Source organism: Synechococcus sp. H55.7, assembly GCF_047462395.1.
Taxonomy (GTDB): Bacteria; Cyanobacteriota; Cyanobacteriia; order Thermostichales; family Thermostichaceae; genus Thermostichus.
This window is the reverse complement of sequence record NZ_JANSJD010000019.1, coordinates 43708-64846: the sequence shown is the minus strand read 5'-3', so window position 1 is coordinate 64846 and position 21139 is coordinate 43708. Positions and strand designations below refer to the sequence as shown.

The 21139-nt window shown below is 60.0% G+C and carries 13 protein-coding genes; 6 read left to right on the top strand and 7 right to left on the bottom strand.

Annotated features, from left to right (window positions below):
- The first annotated feature begins 108 nt into the window (after positions 1–108).
- A complete protein-coding gene (locus tag NW851_RS10275) occupies positions 109–4704 on the top strand; it encodes a helicase-related protein (RefSeq protein WP_414332883.1) in 4596 nt (1531 codons plus the stop codon).
- 169 nt (positions 4705–4873) lie between these two features.
- Here the strand turns inward: NW851_RS10275 and NW851_RS10270 are convergent, their stop codons facing one another.
- Positions 4874–5182: a gas vesicle protein GvpV gene (locus tag NW851_RS10270; protein WP_414332885.1), complete on the bottom strand. Its 309-nt coding sequence runs from the start codon at positions 5180–5182 to the stop codon at positions 4874–4876.
- A gap of 101 nt (positions 5183–5283) precedes the next feature.
- Here NW851_RS10270 and NW851_RS10265 point away from each other — a divergent pair, with 101 nt between their 5' ends.
- Positions 5284–5778: a pentapeptide repeat-containing protein gene (locus tag NW851_RS10265; RefSeq protein ID WP_414332887.1), complete on the top strand. Its 495-nt coding sequence runs from the start codon at positions 5284–5286 to the stop codon at positions 5776–5778.
- Here the strand turns inward: NW851_RS10265 and NW851_RS10260 are convergent.
- The gene (locus tag NW851_RS10260) at positions 5775–6083 is read right to left on the bottom strand and encodes a hypothetical protein (RefSeq protein ID WP_414332889.1); all 309 of its coding nucleotides are present in this window, start codon (positions 6081–6083) and stop codon (positions 5775–5777) included. The genes NW851_RS10265 and NW851_RS10260 overlap by 4 nt on opposite strands.
- Before the next feature lie 181 nt (positions 6084–6264).
- Here NW851_RS10260 and NW851_RS10255 point away from each other — a divergent pair, with 181 nt between their 5' ends.
- The 3 genes from NW851_RS10255 (at position 6265) to tenA (ending at position 8882) form a co-directional block, all read left to right on the top strand.
- Positions 6265–6996, top strand: a complete 732-nt coding sequence (locus NW851_RS10255; protein WP_414332891.1) for an aldehyde oxygenase (deformylating) — start codon at positions 6265–6267, stop codon at positions 6994–6996.
- Between the two features lie 137 nt (positions 6997–7133).
- Positions 7134–8159, top strand: coding sequence for a long-chain acyl-[acyl-carrier-protein] reductase (locus tag NW851_RS10250; protein ID WP_414332893.1), 1026 nt, complete (start codon positions 7134–7136; stop codon positions 8157–8159).
- Between the two features lie 63 nt (positions 8160–8222).
- The gene (tenA, locus tag NW851_RS10245; protein ID WP_414338261.1) at positions 8223–8882 is read left to right on the top strand and encodes a thiaminase II; all 660 of its coding nucleotides are present in this window, start codon (positions 8223–8225) and stop codon (positions 8880–8882) included.
- 170 nt (positions 8883–9052) lie between these two features.
- On the opposite strand, the gene NW851_RS10240 is transcribed toward tenA, so the two are convergent.
- The 4 genes from NW851_RS10240 to rpoB form a co-directional block, all read right to left on the bottom strand.
- Positions 9053–9778: a uracil-DNA glycosylase gene (locus NW851_RS10240; protein ID WP_414338258.1), complete on the bottom strand. Its 726-nt coding sequence runs from the start codon at positions 9776–9778 to the stop codon at positions 9053–9055.
- Positions 9762–13655 carry a DNA-directed RNA polymerase subunit beta' gene (locus NW851_RS10235; RefSeq protein ID WP_414338256.1) on the bottom strand — a complete coding sequence of 1298 codons (3894 nt, stop codon included), beginning with the start codon at positions 13653–13655 and terminating at the stop codon, positions 9762–9764. Before NW851_RS10235 ends, NW851_RS10240 begins: the two co-directional genes overlap by 17 nt.
- Before the next feature lie 98 nt (positions 13656–13753).
- On the bottom strand, positions 13754–15637 hold the full coding sequence (locus tag NW851_RS10230; protein WP_414332901.1) for a DNA-directed RNA polymerase subunit gamma: 1884 nt from the start codon (positions 15635–15637) through the stop codon (positions 13754–13756).
- 97 nt (positions 15638–15734) lie between these two features.
- On the bottom strand, positions 15735–19130 hold the full coding sequence (gene rpoB / locus NW851_RS10225; protein ID WP_414332903.1) for a DNA-directed RNA polymerase subunit beta: 3396 nt from the start codon (positions 19128–19130) through the stop codon (positions 15735–15737).
- Positions 19131–19632: 502 nt separating this feature from the next.
- Here rpoB and NW851_RS10220 point away from each other — a divergent pair.
- A complete protein-coding gene (locus NW851_RS10220) occupies positions 19633–20382 on the top strand; it encodes a heme oxygenase (biliverdin-producing) (protein WP_414338252.1) in 750 nt (249 codons plus the stop codon).
- An 83-nt stretch (positions 20383–20465) separates the two neighbouring features.
- Here NW851_RS10220 and NW851_RS10215 read toward each other — a convergent pair whose 3' ends face one another.
- A complete protein-coding gene (locus NW851_RS10215) occupies positions 20466–20987 on the bottom strand; it encodes a pentapeptide repeat-containing protein (protein ID WP_414332907.1) in 522 nt (173 codons plus the stop codon).
- Positions 20988–21139: the final 152 nt, after the last annotated feature.

Here is a 21139-nt window from a genome sequence, read left to right as displayed (position 1 = left end):
CTGATCAATCCATCCTGCTTCCGAAGTTGGTTTGCTAAGTGTTGCTACTGTACCCCTTGATTACTTAACAGGCTGTACCGAGGGACGCCAGGCTCAGAAGTAGCCTACTTGCTGCGCTTACTGCTGTACCGTTTGGGGCTAACAGTCAACTCAGAACAACTGCAGGTTTTGGCCACCAGTGCCAGCTTGGAAGAGGGCGAGGCAGGCCGCAAGTTTCTCCGGGAGTTTGTTGGGCGCGATCGCTTTGTGGTGATTGCCGGGGAACAAGTTCCTCCGGTTCCCAAAGCGCCAGCACAAGTGCGTCAGCATCAAGCTGCTTTTGCTCAGTTTGCCAGCGATGTGCAGCCGGATCCCCTCCAGCCGCTGCGCCCTCTCCCAGTCACTAAAGAAGCCCTGACGAGGCTGGTGCGGGCTTTGGGCGGCGATCCCAGCTTGGGATCCCCAGAGCAGGCTTTGGGGGAGTGCCTCGAGGGACTCAACGTTGCAGATGCGCTGCGGGAGGCCTGTCGGCAGGCTAGCGGCAGCGTGCGCGCCACCCCCATCCAAAAAGTTGACCAGCAACTGTTTCCAGGCGCACCCGTGCCTGCAGGCGGTCTGGTCTCTGAGGCCTTGCGGGGACTGTTGATGGCAACGGCAGTAGCGAAGCGAGAAGATGGGCGATCGCCCCAGCCCGTGCGCGGCCACCTCTTCTTTCACAACCTGCAAGGCCTGTGGGCGTGCAGCAGCCCCAAGTGCAGCGTTGCCCAACGCCCTCAAGAGGACAACCAACCCCCTCCGCCTATCGGTGCCTTACATAGCCAGCACCGCCTCAGTTGCGACTGCGGGGCACGGGTTCTGGATTTGATCGTCTGCGAAGTTTGCGGGGAGGTATTCCTAGGGGGTTATGCTTACTCGTCTGGCAAGTCGGTTATCCTCACTCCCGATCAACCTGATCTAGAAGGCATTCCCGATTTAGTAAGCCTCACCCAAAAATCCGGGAACTATCGCGTTTTTTGGCCCCTCCCCCATGACCCAGAACCTTGGGCGACCGAGCCGCAAGATCTGGAGTGGAGCGCTGGAAAAGTCAAGCGGCGGTGGGTCGAGGCCAAACTCAACCCCGCTACGGGCGAACTCAACAAAGAGAAGACACCTCCTAAAGAAGGCGAGGTTCCTGGCTGGGTGTACCAAGTAGAGGCCGAGAACCAGCCTGCCTTGCCGACCCGTTGCCCGCGCTGCGATACCGATCGCGCCCGCCGCGAAGCCTATCCCACCCCGCTACGTGTGCATCGCACTGGATTTCAGAAAGCCTGTCAGGTGATTGCCGGCGCTTTGTTGCGGGAAATGCCGACGCCGCAATCCCGCAAGCTGGTGATTTTTTCCGATAGCCGCCAGGACGCCGCCAAATTGGCTGCTGGGATGGAAATGGATCACTACCGCGATATGGTGCGCTTGTTGCTGGTGCGATTGGCGCGGGAGTACTGGCAAGACCTGCGGGCTTTTCTGCGCAGCATTTTACCTACCCCAGAGCAACGGCAGCAACGGTTGCGCGGCTATCCCAAGCTGCTGGAAGACGTTGAGCGGATGGCGGAGGATTGGGCGGCACGCAATCGCTTTGCCAATCTGCAGCCTACCCTTGCTACCGAGGCATTGTTTTGGGCGCAGGACATGCCGCCGGCCGATCCTGAGGCACGCCAACAATGGCTAGCAATGCTCGAGTCTTACCCCGGGCAAGTTCCACTCCTCAAGCTTCGACGCACTCTGGCAGACCGCCTCTTACAGTTGGGACTATGCCCTGGTGGTATGTCCTTTAGCGCCCTCTACTATGCCATCAACAAGGATCGGCATCACTGGACGGAGCTTTACAACTGGCAAAACAACCCAATAACACGAAGAGCCGACCGCCCGACTCCAGAGCAAGAAAAACACCTGGACAAGCTCAATGCCTACTTGGCCGATGAAATGATGTTCGCGCTGTTTGCCCATGCGGTCAGAAACACTGAGTCTTTTGGCCAGGGCTATGTTACGGCTCAAGTCCCGCCGGAACTGCAAGAAGTTGTGAGTGCTGTCATCCGCCAACTGGGAGTTCGCAAGCAGCATCGATTCTCCAAGTACTACAGGGTTGATTCTAATCGGGAACTGCCGAGGTGTGTGGTTCGATACCTGGAAAGGTTAGAAGAGCAGGGCAAGCCAGGACTGAAATCGCAGATTGAGGGGGAGTTGCGCAAGATCGGTAGCAGTAGCTCGGACGGACTGGTTTTGGATCCAGATTGCCTCTACCTCGTGCCTGTCTCTCGCGAAGGTCTTCAAGGCTACCGCTGTCCTCAGTGCAGCGCCTTTTACTTGCATGCCGCGGGGGGATGGTGCCCGGAGTGCAGCGGCGGCCACAACACCAGCCGACACTCTGACCCGCAGGTCATCCGATTGCAGCCGAGCAGCTTGCCGCGCGACTTGGACTACTACGCCTACCTCTCCGATCCTGACAACGAACCGTTTCGGATGAATGCTGCCGAATTAACTGGCCAAACGGACAAAGAGGATCGCCTCAGACGGCAGCGCTGGTTTCAGGACGTATTTTTGGAAGGGGAAATACCGCTGGCTCAGGGCATTGATTTGCTGAGCGTGACCACCACCATGGAAGCTGGGGTAGACATCGGCGGGCTGTTGGCGGTGATGATGGCGAACATGCCGCCGCGGCGTTTCAACTACCAGCAGCGGGTGGGACGGGCTGGGCGGCGCGGCGCCGGGGTTTCCTTGGCGATTACGTTTTGCCGAGGCCGCAGCCACGACGATTTTTACTTTCAGCGCCCTGAGGCTATTACCGGCGATCCGCCACCTCCCCCTTACATCGATCTGCGCAGCCGTAGTATTGCCCAGCGCGTCATCGCGAAAGAGGTTTTGCGACAAGCTTTTCAGGAAGTCTCACAACAAGATCTATCCGCTGCAGTGGATCTCGAAGACGTGACCAGCATCCACGGGGAATTTGGCCTAGCCGAAAACTGGCCAAAGGTGGAACCATCGGTTCGCAACTGGATTGCTAGCCATGACCAAGAGATTCGAACCGTGATTGCTCAACTTTGCCAGCAAACTCATCTCTCGGTTGACGAGCAACAAGCCTTACATCGCCACATCCGCGAGGAGTTGGTCGATAAGATTAACGAGATTGCCGCTTCCAACGCCTACAGACAAACTCAACTCAGCGAGCGTTTGGCCAATGCCGGCATCTTGCCCATGTTTGGCTTTCCCACGCGGGTGCGATTGCTCTACACTCGCTGGTCAGCTAGCCAAGGCACCATCGATCGTGACTTGGATACGGCGATCGCACAATTTGCCCCCGGCTCAGAAATCGTCAAAGATCGGGCGGTACACACCGCCTGCGGGCTGGTGGAGTTGGCGCCTCACAAAAGAGGCGTGCAATCGCGTCCCGGTTTGGTGCCACCCCTTGACCAACCCAACCGCTGGTTGGGATTTTGTCGCAACTGCCAAGCCATGATCGAGAACTACCAACCTCAGCCGCCCCTTTCTTCTCCTCCTGCGTTCAAGCCGGCGGATCAAACTTGCCCTGTATGCGGGCAACCCACCCTCCGCTGTATCGATGCCCGTGAGCCGACAGGCTTTTTCACCAACTTGGAGCCGCGGGATTTCGACGGTCAATTTGAGTGGCAACCCCGCGTTAGCCGGCCCACCCTGGGCGTGCCTGAGCTTGAGCGCGAAGCGAAGACTGGTAACGCTCACCTGCAGGGTGGCAGCGGCAACGTTCTAATCGTCAACGATCGCGGCGGCGAGGGTGGTTTCCGGCTGCAAGCGGCGGAAGTTTTTGGCCAGAAGCAGGCGGGAGCCTATGTCTGCCTCGATCCCTATTCGCAAGCCCAAGGGGAACAAGTCAAAGGGATCGGCCCTACCTATCGAATTGCCTTGCTGTCCAAGCGACGCACTGATGTGCTGCTGGTCGGCTTTCAGACTTGGCCAACTGGCGTGTTTGCCGACCCAAGGACTTTGGAAGGGCGAGCAGCTTTGTATTCTTTTGCGTTTTGGTTGCGGGCGGCTGCCTGTGCTTTTCTGGATGTGGATCCTGACGAGTTGCAAGCCAGCTTTCAGACCACAGCAGAGGCCGGTCGAGTGGTGGGAAGAGCTTTTCTGTTTGATAGGCTGGAGAACGGCGCAGGGTATTGCCTCTACCTTGCCCAGCCGGAAGTTTTCTCGAAGCTGCTAGAACAGGAGGACTTGTCTCGGCCCAACAGTTTAGCCGACCGTTGGCTGCAGCACCAAGAGGGCTGCGACACGTCTTGCAACAACTGCTTGCGCGATTATTACAACCTGGTTTACCACGGGCTGTTGGACTGGCGGCTGGCCTTGGATATGGCTCGCCTCCTGCGAGATGCTGAGGCGCCGGTCGATTTGCAAACCCCTTGGGGGGAAGGTCAGGAGAATCCTTGGCGGCGCCTGGTGGAGCGAGCACTGCCGCCGCTGCTGGAAAACTTAGGCTTCCAGAGAGCGCCTCAGGACTTTCCGCTGCCGGTGTGGACGGGAAATAAAGGACGGGAAGTGCGGATCGTGCGCCATCCCCTCTGGACTGACGGGCACCCTATCTCGCAACAAACTTTTGGGCAGGTTCAGCAAGCTTATCCCCAGGCCAACATTCAGGCAATCAATCCCTTCTTGACCCTGCGGCGACCGGGGGATGTCTTGGCGAAGACAACAAAACCTACCCGCTCTAAGCATTCATAAACCTGAAAGTTCAAATAGGTGTGCAGCCGGCTTGAGAATAGCTGTTAACCAGCCTGAATTCTAGAGTCGGCTGGAGACGAGCAGCAAATAGTTAAGCTAGCTACAAAATCTCTGACTTGTTGCTTTGGCTCTCCGAGAATAGGGTAATGCGGTTTAAGCGGGGATCCCCTCAATACTCGAAGGTCATGGGTGGGAAGCGGCAAGGACGGGATCTGAGCTTGGCCGGTTCAGAGGCGGGGGCAGGATCCCGAAAAGCTTCTGCCTGCTGCTGGAGGTGTTGCATGGCCTGCTCGATTTCCTGGAGCCGGGACTGAATTTGCCCTTGCCGCTCTTGGATAGACTCCAGCTCCTGGTTGAGGCGCTGCTTTTCCACGGTGAGCTGCTGCATTTCGGCATAGAGAGCGGATTCGGTTTGGCGGCGCGGGATCGAGCGCAGCTTGGGGCGGGGGCGAGTTCGGGGCACACGGGGCAAGCTCATCAGTGGGGATCCCAGAAAACGGCTTGCGCCCATCGTAGCCTGCTCTTGGCGGCCCTTCCATTCCTGGGTAGGATCCAATTCGTCTGGCGTGGAAAACGGCGATGGTAGAAACTGGGGCAGAGCTGCTGCAACGCTACGGCAGCGGCGAGCGCGACTTCAGCAACAGCCAACTAACCGGGGCTGACCTGGCCGGGGCCGACCTGGCCGGGATCGATTTGGGGGGGGCTATTCTCCGGCAGGCCAAGCTGGCCTCTGCCAATCTGGAGCGGGCCTACTTGAGCGGTGCCGACCTCAGCCAAGCCGATCTGCAGGGATCCAACCTGCGCCTGGCCAATCTAGAAAAGGCCAAGTTGCAGGGATCCCGACTGCAGGGAGCCAACTTGCGTGGAGCCAACCTGGCCGAAGCGGACTTGAGCGGTGCCGATCTCAGCCAAGCGGACTTGGCGGGGGCCAATCTCACCGGAACCAACTTAAAGGGATCCCTTCTTGCCCAGTGCAAACTCAAGCTGGCCAACCTGCGCGGGGCCTGCTACGACAGCACCACCCAAATAGAAGCAGATGTCGCCCCGGCAGAGCTGGGCATGGTGCAAGCCTAGAGTTCCGGCTCCAGATCGAGGATCTCCTGGATCTCAGAATGGGTATAGCCCACCGCCCGCAACTTCTCCGAGACCGTCTCAATCTCTTCTGAAGACAGATCCTGTTGCCGTACTCGATCCCAGAGATTGGCCACAATCTGCAGCAGCAAACGGCTGCTTTCCGCCTCGAACAGCTCAAAAGCCGTCGCCAGCTCGATCGCCTGCAACACCTCCTCGGCGCTGCCAATCGGTTGATCGAGGGACTGTTCCTCCAACTCCACCAGCAACTGCCGCAGTTGGTTCAGGCCATCCCCAAGAGCAGACATACAGCAGGCTCCCCAACGGCACCTGAGCACTCACGCTAGCAGACCCCTATCCTGAATCAGAAGGGATCCCACCCATTCTGCAGCAGCTACGGCTATCCTGTTAGAAGAGCGATGCCGTTGCTGGACATCCGCAACCAACAATCCACAACAGCCAAACCACAGCGAGAGGAGATGCATGAGTATGGCCCCGGCGAACGTCCTGCCCAATCCCCCCCAGCCCTTGGCTAGCGAGGGTGGCACCACCCTGGACTACGGCAGCGCGGTTTATCGGCAGGCCTACTCCCGCATCAATGGCATTGTCATCGAAGGGGAACAAGAAGCCCACGACAACTACCTCAAGCTGGCCGAACTGCTGCCGGAAGCAGCAGAAGAGCTGCGCAAGCTGGCCAAAATGGAATTGCGGCACATGAAAGGCTTCCAATCCTGCGGCAAAAACCTGCAAATAGAGCCGGATAGGGAGTTTGCCCGCGCTTTCTTCGCCCCTTTGCGCAACAATTTCCAAAGCGCCGCGGCGGCAGGGGATCTGGTCTCCTGTTTTGTCATTCAGTCTTTGATCATCGAGTGCTTTGCCATTGCCGCCTACAACATCTACATCCCGGTTGCCGATGAGTTTGCCCGCAAGATCACCGAGGGAGTGGTCAAAGACGAGTATTTGCACCTGAACTTTGGCGAGCGCTGGCTGGGCGAACACTTTGCCGAGGTCAAAGCTCAGATCGAAGCGGCCAATGCCCAGAACCTGCCCTTGGTCTGGCAGATGCTGCAGCAGGTAGACGAGGATGTGGAAGCCATCTATATGGATCGCGAGGCCATCGTCGAGGACTTTATGATTGCCTATGGCGAGGCGCTGGCCAACATCGGCTTCAGCACCCGCGAGGTGATGCGCCTCTCGGCCCAGGGTTTGCGGGCAGCGTGACCCAACCCGGTATCCATCCTCTGCTGCTGGACTGGAGTTTCAACCCGGCTGTCGGGGATCCCTACCTCTCCCGCGTATGGACGTGTTTTGATGGGATCCTGATGCGATCCATTAGTCATGCAAGCGAGTAAACCTCTATGTTCGGCCTGATCGGGCACTTGACCAGCTTGGCTCATGCGAAGCGGGTGGCAGACAAGCTGGGCTATTCCGAATATGCAGAGAGCGACCTAGAGTTCTGGTGCATGGCTCCCCCGCAGGTGGTGGACGAGATTACGGTAACCAGCATTACCGGCCAAAAGATTTATGGGCAGTACGTCGAATCCTGTTTCTTGCCGGAAATGTTGGCGGGGGGACGGGTGAAGGCGGCCTGTCGGAAAGTTTTGAACGCGATGGCTCTGGCCCAGCGGCGCGGCCTGAACATCACCGCTCTGGGGGGGTTTAGCAGCATTATTTTCGAGAATTTCCGCCTTGACAGTCTCAGGCGAGTCCGCAACATCGACTTGGAGATCCAACGCTTTACCACCGGCAACACCCACACCGCCTACATCATCTGTCAGCAGCTACAGTTGGCGGCCCAGCGCTACGCCATGGACTTGGCAGCCGCTACGGTTGCGGTGGTGGGGGCGACCGGAGATATCGGCAGCGCCATCTGTCGGTGGTTGATAGCCCACACCCACCTGGGCAAATTGTTGCTCATCGCCCGGGAGCGGCGGCGCCTAGAAGAGTTGCAGGCCAAGCTCAAGCAGGGGGAGATCTGTTCGCTGGAAGAGGCCCTGCCGCGCGCCGACTTTATCGTTTGGGTGGCCAGCATGAGCCAAGGCATGACCCTCGATCCGCAGGTGTTGCCGGATCCCTGCGTGATCATTGACGGCGGCTACCCGAAAAACATTGCCTCTAACTTGCAACGAAAGGGACTTTACGTCATTGACGGGGGGATGGTGGAGCACTCTTTGGATATTGAATGGAACATCATGCAGTTTTTGAATGTGGCCAACCCGGCCCGTCAGCTCTTTGCCTGCTTCGCCGAGTCGATGCTGCTGGAGTTTGAGGGCCTGTACACCAATTTCAGTTGGGGCCGCAACTTGATCACCCTGGAAAAACTGGATTTAATCGGGCAACTGTCTCGCAAGCATGGCTTCCGCCCCCTCATGCCGGAAGCCTAGCTCCAGCTAGGCCGACCCTCTGAAAAGCGGTAGAAAAATAGACAACGCCGCGAGAGAGCCACCATGTCCCAATCCTTTACCACCCACCTCTGGCAGACGATCGAGCCTATCTACCAACAGATCTTGGATCACCCCTTTAACCGTGAGTTGGCGGCAGGCAGCCTCTCGCGGCAGCGCTTCCAGTTTTATTTGCAGCAAGATGCTCTTTATCTCACCGATTTTGCCCGCGCCCTCGCCTTGATCGGGGCTCGTTCTGAAGGGGCTGAGCGGGTGGTGAGTTTCTTGAACTTTGCCCTGGGGGCCATTGTGGCCGAACGCAGCCTGCACGAGAGTTACTTTCGCCTCTACGACATCCAGCCGGAGACAACCTACGCTCCTGCCTGCTTCGCCTACACCCGTTTTCTATTGGCTGCGGCTGCCTTGGATCCCTACGAGGTGGCCATGGCCGCCGTGCTGCCCTGTTTTTGGATCTATCGCGAGGTGGGATCCGCCATCTACCGCACCGCCCAGCCCAACAATCCTTACCAACAATGGATCGACACCTACGCGGGGGAAGAATTTGCCCAGGTGGTGCAACAGGCCCTCGACCTCACCGACTCCTTGGCTGCGCAGACCACAGCGGCGATGCGGGAAAAGATGACCGCCGCCTTCGTAGCCGCCTCCCGCCTGGAATGGCTGTTTTGGGACAGCGCCTACCGCCTGGAAACCTGGCAGCCGGCTTGATCCCTGCCGGGCCCGGCGGCTCAGCAAGGTAGTCGCTGCCATTGCAATATGAAACAGCTCCTCCGCCGATCTCCAGCTCCCCTCTCCCCTTGGGGCAGAGGGGTTGGGGGTGAGGGGCGGCAACGACTCCAGCCTTTGGCCAAACGTCCGGCCACTGCAGAATCTTCGGCTCAAAACTCGATCAGGGGGGTGGATGGCGGAGATGGGGACAACAACTGCTGCGCCCGCTCAAAGACGGCGTCCAGCATCGCCTCTGTCAACCGCTTGGTGGCCGTGTTGCGGCGGCTGGGGTGGTAAGACGTCAGCAAATAGCGACCCTCTCCCAAAGGAATGACGCAGTTGTGGCCAAAGCGGGGGCGGGGCCTGAGAGGCGGCAAGAGCGCCAAGGTGTAGCGAAAGGCAAAATGGCCCAACGCCAAGATCACCCGCACCTGGGTCAACAGCTCCAGCTCTTGTCTCAGATAGCCCAGGCAAGCTTCGGCTTCTGCGGCGGTGGGACGGTTCTGCGGCGGCGCACAGCGCACCACGGCTGAGATGTAGCAATCCCGCAATTGCAGGCCATCCTCCCGGTGGATTGAGGTGGGTTGATTGGCAAACCCGGCCCGGTACAGGGCGCGAAATAGCCAATCCCCGCTGGGATCCCCAGTAAACACCCGGCCTGTGCGGTTGCCCCCATGGGCGGCTGGCGCCAAGCCGATCATCCACAGCCGCGCCTGCACATCCCCAAACCCCGGCACCGGTCGGCCCCAGTAGAGTTGGTCGCAAAAACGGGCCACCTTTTGCTGGGCAACCCCTTCTCGCCAAGCCACCAGGCGGGGACAGCGACGGCAACGGACGATTTCAGCTTGCAAAGTGGCCCAATCCGAGAGCTCCAGCGCCTCACTCCTCTTCCTCATCCTCCTCCAGCTCGTCAAAAGCAGGGGTGGAGTCGTCGATGAGCTGGTCGTCTTCCAAGATCAAACGGGGCGGCAGCTCCGGCAGCACGACAGGCTCCTCCTCTTCCTCCGGCTCCGGTTCTGGCGCCATCTCCTCGTAGGTGCTGAAGCCGGTGCCCGCGGGGATCAAACGCCCGATGATCACGTTCTCCTTCAGCCCCCGCAGCCAGTCCGACTTGCCCTCGATGGCCGCCTCCGTCAGCACCCGCGTGGTCTCCTGGAAGCTAGCCGCCGAGATGAAGCTGTCGGTGTTTAAGCTGGCCTTGGTGATCCCCAGCAAGACGGGCGTGTACTTGGCCGGCGCTCCCCCGGTAAAGGCCATGTTGGCATTGGTTTGCTGGATTTCCCGCAGCTCCACCAGCTCGCCCGGCAACAGGATGGTATCGCCGCCGTCATCCACCCGCACCTTCGAGGTCATCTGGCGCACCACGATCTCGATGTGTTTGTCGGCAATCTCCACCCCTTGCGAGCGGTAGACATTCTGCACTTCGTTCACGAAAAAGCGCTGCACCTCCCGCAAAGCCAACTGCGCTGCTTGGTCATCTCCCAAGGTTTGGCGATGGTACTCGTAGTAGATCTCCAAGAGGTCGTGGGGATTGGCGGGGCCATCGGTAAGGGGATCCCCTGCTTGCACCGGTTGGCCATCGACCACGATCAGATTTTGCCCCGGCATCACCGAATACTCGGTAACCGTGCCATCGGCTTCAATGACCCGCAGATCCGGCTCTTCTCCTCGCCAGCTCAGTTGCACCGTGCCGGGCCGCCTGGCCAAAACGCACATTTCCTTGGGCTTGCGGGCCTCCAGCAGCTCCTCGATCCGCGGCAGACCTTGAATGATATCCCCCGTCTTGGCCCGCTCAAACACCAGGAGGGCCAAAGAATCCCCCCGCTGCACCAGATCCCCATCCCGCACCTGCAAAATGGCGCCCGCCGACACCAAGTAGGGCCGTGCCGCCCGCAACACCACTTGGCCATCGGTTACCTGCATCACTTGCCCCGACTCGGGAGCAGGGATCCCCGGAGCCAGCTCGTCTCTGGCCCGCACCAGCGCTCCCACCTCGACGCTGGCCGGGCCCGCCAGGGGCACCGTCAGCAGGTCGTCGTCAGTAACCACCAGAACCCGCCGCACCACTTCTGCGCCCTGGCGGATCCCTTGCACGATCCCGGCTTTTTTGGCCTGAATCTCGGTGCGGGCGATCACATCTCCTCTGGCGATGTTGTCTCCCTCGCTCACCAACAGCCGCGTGTGGGTACTCCCCTGCGTCAGATCTGCTTCCACATCGCGGCGCAGCAGCAGGGTTTCCAGAATGACCAGTTGCAGGCGGCGGATACTGGGATCCTTCTCATCTTGGATCAGCTCAATATCGGCCTTCAGTTGCGGGGCGTCGGTATCGATCTCCAGCACCAGTTGCGTGCGCAGGAGCTCCACCGGCCCCACCGACTTCACGCGCTCTCCATCTTTGAAGGGAACCCGCTGCACCGCCCGCAGGCGAATGGAGCGGCCGGACTCGCTGGTGGACTCCTGGCTGGGCACCGAGGGCCGGTCGGGGATTTCGTACTCCTGCACCGGGCGCAGCAGCAAGCCTGGGCCTTCGGGGGTTTCCACATGCTCCAGATAGACCAGTTGGTCGGGAACGATGCTGCTGAGCACCTGTTGCCCTGGCTGGATGAGGGTGCCGCTTTTCACCTCCAAATCGGCGGGGTTGTCCACCAGATGCAGGGATCCCGGCTTGATGACGATCTCCCGCAAAATGTCGTTTTTCTGGATGACCTCGACAACGCCGGCATTTTGGCAGAAGATGTCCTTCACCACCTCGGTGCCGGCTTCTACGTACTGGCCATCCTCCACGTTCAATAGGGAGATGTCTTTGTTCACCTCATGGGTCTCTTCCGGGATCCACAGCAGGGTGCCACCCTGGATGACTTCGTAACCTTGCTTGGCCTTGCCACGCCGTGCCACCTCAATGCCAGCAAACTTCACCAAGCCCCCCGTCTGGCTGCGGAAGTGGTTGTCGATCAGCTCTGCCACCACTTCGTCGTTGCCCACTTTGGTGCCCGGCGTGGTCTTGAGCACGAAGGTCTGGCCGCTGGCGGTATCCAGCAAAAATTGCTCCCGGCCCTGGTGGGATTCCACCCGCACCCGCGCCTCGTGCAGCACCACAGAAGCGTTGATGATCTCCACCTCGCGCCCACTTTTGGTGTCGCTGCGCTCCGGCAGCCGCACAATGCCGCCGTGCTCCGTCACCAGCGAGGTTTCGGCGATTACATCCCCCGCCTGCACCCGATCCCCGTTTTTCACCACCGGCTCGGCCCCCGGCGGGAGATTGTACACCTGGCCAGACATCACCCAGATCAACCCCTGCCGCTGGGCGGTGTAGGTGGTGTTCCCCTGGCGGTCGGTCTTCTCCTCGATGGGCAGATCGGCAAAGCGAATTTCGCCGGCCAGGTCGGCCACCACCTCTTTCTGGGCTTTTTCGGTGCTCTTGCGGCTGGCCTTGGCCAGCGACACCTCCGCAATTAACTGATCCCGCTGCACCTGGGTTCCGTCCCGCACCAGCAGGGTGGATCCCTGGGTCATGTCGAAGACTTCCCGCTGGCCGTCTGGGCCTTCCAAGACGATTTGGTTGTTCACCTCCACCTGGAGAGCGTCATCGCCGTGGCGGGTGCGGAAGGGGCGGGTGCGCAGGTTTTTCGGGAACCGCACCACGCCGGCAAAGGGGGCGCGAATTTGGCGGGCCACCTCCCCGGTGAACACACCCCCCGTGTGGAAGGTGCGCATGGTCAACTGGGTGCCCGGCTCCCCAATCGATTGGGCGGCGATGATCCCGACGGCCTCTCCCAAATCCACCAGGCGGGAGTGGGCCAGGCTCCAGCCATAGCACATGCGGCACACGGAGCGGTTAGCCTCACAGGTGAGGGGAGAACGCACCATCACCTGCCGGATGCCGGCCTCCACGATGGTTTTGGCCAGGTCGTGATCCACCTCTTGGTTGCGACGGGCAATGATCTCCTGGGTTTGCGGATGCACCACATCCCGCGCCAGCACCCGGCCCACCAGGCGCTCCTCCAAGGACACCACCACTTTGTCCCCGTCCATCAGGTATTCCAGGAGAATGCCCTGCTCGGTGCCGCAGTCGGATTCGCGCACGATCACATCCTGAGAGACGTCCACCAAACGGCGGGTCAGGTAGCCGGAGTCGGCGGTGCGCAGGGCTGTATCCACCAACCCCTTGCGGGCCCCATAGGAGGAGATGATGTACTCGGTAACCGTCAGGCCCTCGCGGAAATTGGTTTTAATCGGCAAGTCGATGATCTCCCCCTGCGGGTTGGCCATCAGGCCGCGCATGCCCACCAACTGCCGCACCTGCGAGACGTTCCCCCTCGCTCCCGAGTTGGCCATCATGTACACGGAGTTGAGGGGATCGTTTTGGCGGAAGTTGCTGAGCATCTCCTCCTTAATCTGGTCGTTGGTCTGGTTCCAGGTGTCGATCACCTTTTGGTAGCGCTCCACCTCTGTGATTTCTCCACGGGTGTAGCGCTCCGTAGCTGCCTCGATCTCCGCTTCCGCCTGGGCCAACAACTGCCGCTTGCTGGGCGGGACGCGCAGATCCTCGACGCTGATGGAGACGGCGGCCTGGGTGGCGTATTTGAAGCCCAGGGTCTTGAGGGCATCCGCCATCTGAGCGGTGCGGGCGGTGCCGTAGCGGGCAAACGACCACGCGATCAGATTGCGCAGCTCTTTTTTGCCGATTTGATAGTTGCGAAAGGGCACAGGGGGCAGAGGGGCCTCGGCGTTGTTACGCGACAGGCCGGCGGAAAGGCGTCCTTTTTCACTCATGATGCCTCGCTGATATTTTCAGCAGATTCTCGACAACGGCTGGGTGAGGGGATCCCGACAATCCATCCTTCAAAGAAGAGGACAGCTCGGGAGTGGGTCTAGGCAGACAAAATATCTTGCACCGCCTTGTTAAAAATGATCCGGCCTGCCGTGGTGCGCATGTACTGGCTGATCACGTTGCCGTCTTGATCCTCACGGATGCGACGGTAGTTGGTGATCTTGAGGCGGGTGCCGCCCGCTTCTTCGATAATCTGGGGCTCGGACTCTTTTTCGCCCTTGCCCAGCTCCATCGGGCCGTTGTAGCGCACCCAGATTTTGCTGTGCAGGCCGATGACACCGCGGTCGTAGGCGATGAGAGCATCCTCGAGGCTGGCAAAGTAGCGATCTTCAACCGCGGGCGCGTGGGGGTTATCTGCGGTCAGGTAGTAACATCCCAACACCATATCTTGGCTGGGGGTGATGATGGGAGCGCCGGTGGCCGGGGAGAGGATGTTGTTGGTGGCCAACATCAGCAAGCGTGCCTCCGCCTGGGCTTCCAACGACAGGGGCACATGCACCGCCATCTGGTCGCCGTCGAAGTCGGCATTGAAAGCCGGGCAGACCAAGGGGTGGAGCTGAATCGCCCTCCCTTCCACCAGGATCGGCTCAAAAGCTTGGATCCCCAGACGGTGCAATGTCGGGGCGCGGTTGAGCAAGACGGGGTGGCCGTCGATCACCTCCTCTAGCACATCCCAAACCTGCGGGTCGTTGCTCAGGATCAGCTTTTTGGCGGCTTTGATGTTGTTGACGATGTTCCGCTTGATCAACTTGTGAATGACGAACGGCTGGAACAGCTCGATGGCCATCTCTTTGGGCAGCCCACACTGGTGCATGCGCAGGTTGGGCCCCACCACGATTACCGAACGCCCGGAGTAGTCCACCCGTTTGCCCAACAGATTTTGCCGGAAGCGCCCCTGTTTGCCCTCGATGATGTCCGATAGGGACTTGAGGGGACGGTTGTTGGCCCCCGCCACCACGCGCCCCCGCCGACCGTTGTCGATCAGCGCGTCCACCGCCTCCTGCAGCATGCGCTTTTCGTTGCGCACAATAATCTCCGGCGCCATGATCTCCTGCAGCCGGGCCAGGCGGTTGTTGCGGTTGATCACCCGGCGGTAGAGATCGTTGAGGTCGCTGGTGGCAAAGCGGCCCCCATCTAACTGAACCATCGGGCGCAGATCGGGCGGGATCACCGGCAGCACCCGCAATACCATCCACTCCGGACGGGATCCGGTTGCGATAAAGTTATCGATCACCCGCAGCCGCTTGATCAGGCGCGCCCGCTTCTGGCCGCGAGCACCGGCGATGTCCTCCCGCAACTGCTCCGCCTCTTTTTCCAGGTCGATATCCTTGAGCAGGCGTTCGATGGCCTCTGCCCCGATCATGGCCCAGTTCTCCGGCAGTTGCAGCTCCGAGCCCTCCTCGTACATCTGATCCTCGATCTCGAGGTATTGATCCTCGGTCAGCAACTGCTTGTAGGAAAGATTGGGGGCGTTGCCGGGATCCACCACCACGTAGGCGTTGAAGTAGACCACTTGCTCCACATCCCGCAGCGGCATATCCAACAGCGTGGCGATGTGGCTGGGGATCCCTTTCAAATACCAGACATGGGTGACGGGGGCAGCCAACTTGATGTAACCCATGCGGTGACGGCGCACCCGCGACTCGGTCACCTCCACCCCACAGCGCTCGCAGACGATCCCCCGATGCCGCACGCGCTTGTACTTGCCGCAGTGGCACTCCCAGTCTTTGGCTGGCCCAAAGATGCGCTCGCAAAAAAGACCATCCATCTCCGGCTTGAGGGTGCGATAGTTGATGGTCTCTGGCTTGGTGACTTCCCCCACCACTTGGCCGTTGGGCAGGGTGCGCTGGCCCCACTCCATGATCCGCTCTGGAGAAGCCAAGCCGATTTTGACATAGTCAAAGCGTTGCTCTGTTTTGGCCATCGCCGTTGTTCTCCTGACTTGTTGCCCTGCTACCTAAACCCAAGGGAGAGGTAAACACCACCCTCCTTCACAGGTCGAATGGGATCCCGATCGACAATCAAAACTCCTCTTCCTCTTCTCCGTCCTCATCTTGGCTGCGGCTGGCGAAGGTAAAGGCCGCCCCAGGCGATAGGGAAAGATCCTCAGGCGTAACCGACTCATACGTGGGTCGAGAGGGAGTGTGACGGTTGGAAGTATCGGCCATCAGATCCACCTCCACATTGCGGGTTTGGCCCTCGTTGTCCGTCTCCACTTTGTGGACCGAAACATCCAGACAGAGGGACTGCAGCTCCCGTACCAGCACCTTGAAGGACTCCGGCGTGCCAGGCCGAGGGATGGGCTTGCCCTTGACGATGGCGTTGAGAGCCTCGTTGCGACCCACCATGTCGTCGGACTTGACGGTGAGCAGCTCCTGCAAGATGTAGGCCGCCCCAAACGCTTCTAGAGCCCACACCTCCATCTCGCCAAAGCGCTGGCCACCCTGCTGCGCCTTGCCCCCCAAAGGTTGCTGGGTCACCAAAGAGTAGGGGCCGGTGGAGCGGGCGTGGATCTTGTCGTCCACCAAATGCACCAGCTTCAACATGTAGGCGCGGCCCACCGTAACGGGCTGGTCGAAAAGCTCCCCGGTGCGACCGTCAAACACCTGGATCTTGCCGCAGTACTTACCTTCTGGGTTGAAGATCCAATCTTTGCCGGTCTTTTCTCGGGCCTCCCGCAACTTGGCCTCCACCGTCAAACGCGAGGCCTCCAAACCATGCATCTCGTCGAAGGGCATCAACTTGAAGCGCACTCCCAAATGTTCTGCTGCCCAACCCAGGAGGCACTCATACACTTGGCCCACATTCATGCGGGAGGGAACCCCCAAGGGGTTGAGCACCACGTCCACCGGTGTGCCATCCGCCAGGTAGGGCATGTCCTCGATCGGCAAGATGCGGGAGATGATGCCCTTGTTGCCGTGGCGGCCCGCGATCTTGTCCCCCACTTGAATTTTGCGCTTGAGGGCGATGTAAACCCGCACCACCATGTTGGCGCCCGGAGGCAGCTCGTCCCCCTGCTCACGGGTGAAGATGCGCACATCCACCACCCGACCGCGCTCGCCGTTGGGCACACGCAGGGAATTGTCCCGCACGTCGCGGGCTTTTTCCCCGAAGATGGCCCGCAAGAGTCGCTCCTCTGGTGGCTGATCCGACTCCCCTTTGGGAGTGACTTTGCCCACCAAAATATCGCCAGCCTCCACCCAGGCCCCAATGCGCACAATGCCGTTTTCGTCTAGGTCGCGCAGGGCATCTTCCCCCACGTTGGGGATCTCGCGGGTGATCTCTTCAGGGCCTAGCTTGGTTTGCCGGGCCTCGATCTCGTGCTTCTCGATGTGAACCGAGGTGAAGACGTCGTCGTAGACCAGCCGCTCGCTGATCAAGATGGCGTCTTCGTAGTTGTAGCCCTCCCAGGGCATGTAGGCCACCAGCACGTTTTGACCCAAAGCCAGCTCGCCCCCCTCGGTAGCCGGACCGTCCGCCAGCACCTGCCCGGCTACCACCCGATCCCCCGCGTAGACAAGAGGACGTTGGTTGAGGCAGGTATCTTGGTTGGAGCGCTGGTACTTCTGCAGACGATAGACGATGGGATCCCCGCCATCTTCGGGCCGCACCACAATTTCATCGGCAGAAACGTAGGTCACCACGCCGTGGGTGCGCGACACCACCACCATGCCGGAGTCCCGCGCCGCCTGGGCTTCCAAACCCGTGCCCACATAAGGCCGATCCGGCTTCAGCAGAGGCACCGCCTGCCGCTGCATGTTCGCCCCCATGAGGGCGCGGTTGGCGTCGTCATGCTCCAGAAAGGGAATCAAGGAGGTGGCCACCGAGATCACTTGCACCGGCGCCACCTGCACATAGTGCACTTCCGTGGGGTGGGCGGTGGTGAACTCTTGACGGTAGCGCACCGGCACCAAGTCGGCGGTAATGCGGCCTTCGGCATCCACCGGCACATCCCCCGGCGCCACGCGATACTCGTCCTCCTCGTCGGCGGTGAGGTAGACCATGCCCAGGTCTTTGCGCACCACGCCGTTTTCGACACGGTAGTAGGGGCTTTCGATGAAGCCGTACTGGTTGACGCGGGCGTGGGTGGCCAGGGATCCAATCAGCCCGGCGTTGGGGCCTTCGGGAGTTTCGATGGGGCAGATGCGTCCGTAGTGGCTGGGGTGGATGTCCCGCACGGCAAAGCCAGCCCGTTCCCGACTCAGGCCGCCCGGTCCCAGAGCCGACAGCCGCCGCTTGTGGGTCAGCTCCGCCAGCGGGTTGGTCTGATCCATGAACTGGGAGAGCTGGCTGGAGCCGAAAAACTCCTTGATGGCCGCTACCAAGGGCTTGGGGTTGACCAAAGAGGCCGGGGTGAGGTTTTCCGACTCCGAAACTGTCATGCGTTCGCGGATGATCCGCTCCAGGCGATTCAGACCCACCCGCACCTGGTTTTGCAAGAGCTCGCCCACCGAGCGCACACGGCGGTTGCCCAGGTGGTCGATGTCGTCCACATGGCCGATGTCGTACTCCAAGTTAATCAGGTAGTCGATGACGGCCAAGATGTCCGGGACGGTGAGCACCCGCACGTTTTCCGCCACGTTGAGATTGAGCTTTTTGTTGAGCTTGTAACGCCCTACCCGGCCCAGGTCGTAGCGCTTGGGATCGAAGAAGCGGGACTCCAGCAACTGCTGGCCGCCGGAGACGGTGGGAGGCTCGCCGGGCCGCAACTTGCGGTACAGCTCCATCAGGGCCTCTTCTTCGCTGTAGTGCCCCTCTTTTTCCATGGTTTTTTGGAAAAATTCGGGGTGACGCAGGCTGTCGTAGATCTCCGAGTCGCTCAGGCCCAAGGCTTTCAGCAGCACCGCCGCCGAGAGCTTGCGGGTTTTGTCGATGCGCACCCACACCAGGCCGTTTTTGTCGGTCTCGAACTTCAGCCAGGCGCCCCGGTTGGGGATGAGGCTGGCGCTGTAGGTGCGGCGGCCGTTTTTGTCCAGTTCCGACTTGTAGTAGACGCCGGGGCTGCGCACAATTTGGTTGACGATCACCCGCTCGGCGCCGTTGATGATAAAGGTGCCGCGATCCGTCATCAAGGGCAGTTCGCCGATGAAGACGTCCATGTCCTTGATCTCGCCGGTCTCCTTGTTGATCAGGCGAGTGGGCACCCGGATTTGCGCTTGGTAGGTAGCATCCCGTCGCTTAGCTTCCTCAGGGTCGTAGCGCGGTTTGTTGATCTTGTATCCTTTGGAAGGATCCCCAGGGCGATATTCGGGCAAAAAGTGCAGCTCCAGCTTGCCCGTGTAATCGACGATGGGGGAAAAGCTGAGAAGCTCCTCTTCAAACCCTTCTCGCAAAAACCATAAGAAACTCTCCCGCTGAATCTCTACCAGGTCAGGAAAGGTAGGAGCGGCAGGGGATGGCACTGCTAATTGTGTCATGCGTTGCTCGGGAGGGGTCGCGCTGCAGTCAGGCCTTTCATTATAGAAACCCCACCAACGATCGTCAACGAACGTTACAAGGGCCGAGGGGGCATCCGGAAAGTTTGGGCAATGGCACCTGGATCCCACCCAAGCTGCCAACCTTAGGGCGATCCCCAACTTAAGGATTGTTCACATCCATTCACACTCAGGCAGATTATTCTAATCGTTGACCGTTGGGAAGTCAGCCGCTGCTCCGACTCCGCTTGCCGGTCGTCAACAGGGATCGGAAAAGTGGGGTAGGCCTAGAGGCTGAGTCGAGTCGTTATGAGGGCGCGCTCAGCCTGTTAGGGGGGTCTGGTCTGCGTCGCGGTGACCAGAGGGGTTCCCCGGCAGGATCTACCTTCATCCAGATGAGAAGGGGTTGAAATGGGTTTACACAGCTTCTCAGGCCAGGGCGATCTTTATTGATGTTTTTGAAAACAACTGGACACAAGCAGCCGTCTTTGACGAGGAGGGTTTTGTGAGTCTGCACCATCAAGAGAATCAGAACACCAGCCTATCGGCCCAGTTGCGGGAGGGCACCAAGCAGTCCCACACCATGGCCGAGAATATGGCCTTCATCAAGTGCTTCCTCAAGGGGGTGGTGGATAAAAAAGCTTACAGCCGCTATGTGGGCAATTTTTACTTTGTCTATAGCGCTCTGGAAGAGGGGTTCGCGCAGTTGCGAGAGCACCCGCTGGTGGGCCGGCTCTACTACCCGGAGCTGTGGCGCAAGGCCAGCTTGGAGAAGGATTTAAATTATTTTGTCGGCCCCAATTGGCGCGCTGTGGTCAAGCCCTCCCCCGCTTGCCAGGTCTACGTCAACCGCATTCGAGAAGTGGTGGAAACAGACCCGGTTCTGCTGATTGCCCATGCCTACACCCGCTACATCGGCGACCTGTCGGGTGGCCAGATCCTGAAAAATATTGCCCGCCGGGCCATGGGCCTGCCGCCAGGAGAGGGAACGGCCTTTTACGATTTCGAGCAGATCCCTCATGAGGGCAAGTTCAAGCAGCGCTACCGCGCTCAGATGGACGCCCTGGGACTGGATCAGGCCACCATCGAGCGCATTGTGGCGGAAGCCAACTACGCCTTCAAGCTGAACATGGACTTGTTTAGGGAGTTGGAGGGCAATTGGCTGTTGTCGATGGCCCGCCTGGCCTGGAACTCTCTCCTCGCCCAGTTTCAGCGCAAGCCCGCCCGCTCTGAGGCGGCTGCTCCCAGTTCCTAGCCACAGCTATTCCCAATCCCAGAGAATCTTTGCTGGGCCGCCAATCCCCCCTCTCCCTGAGGGAGAGGGGCTGGGGGTGAGGACTAGTCGCATTCGAGGGTATCGCGGGTGGCGCGACCGGTGACGGGGTTAACGCCCCTGGCCCGCTCGCAGAGGATGGCAAGGGCATCTTGCCGTATCAAGGCATTGGTGAAATCCGCCCCCTCGATCTGGATGTCCTCTACTCGAGCCAACCACATCATGCTGTCCTGCAGTTGTGCCTCTCGCAGATCCGCGCCCTGTAAGTTAGCCATGTCCAAGGTGGCGCCGCGCAGATCGGCCCCGCGCAGGTTGGCCTTGCTGAGGTTGGCCCCAAACAAATTCGCCCCTGCCGCTTTGACATGGCTGAGATCGCTTTGGCGCAGGTTGGCCTTGAGAAATTTCCAGCCGCTCAGGTCTTGCCCGGCAAAGCTCATGCCCTGCAGATCTCGTTTGGTGTAGTCTTCTGCCCAGGCTGGGAGCCCCAGGAGAATGACCCCCAGGTATAGTAGCAGCCCCCAAAACACCATCCCCCGCAGGAGCCGAGACAGCTTCACCCGAACCGAAGCCTGCCCAGCAACAGACATTGTGGATCCCTCCCGGAAACCTCCATGGCTTGGAAATTGCTTTTGTTTCTATCCTACCGGATGGGGATCCCACTGGCAGAGCGGGCTATCTTAAACAGTGTAAGGGGGCGCGGTGACAGCCCTACCCCCAGCTCCTCTCTCTTTGGAAAGGG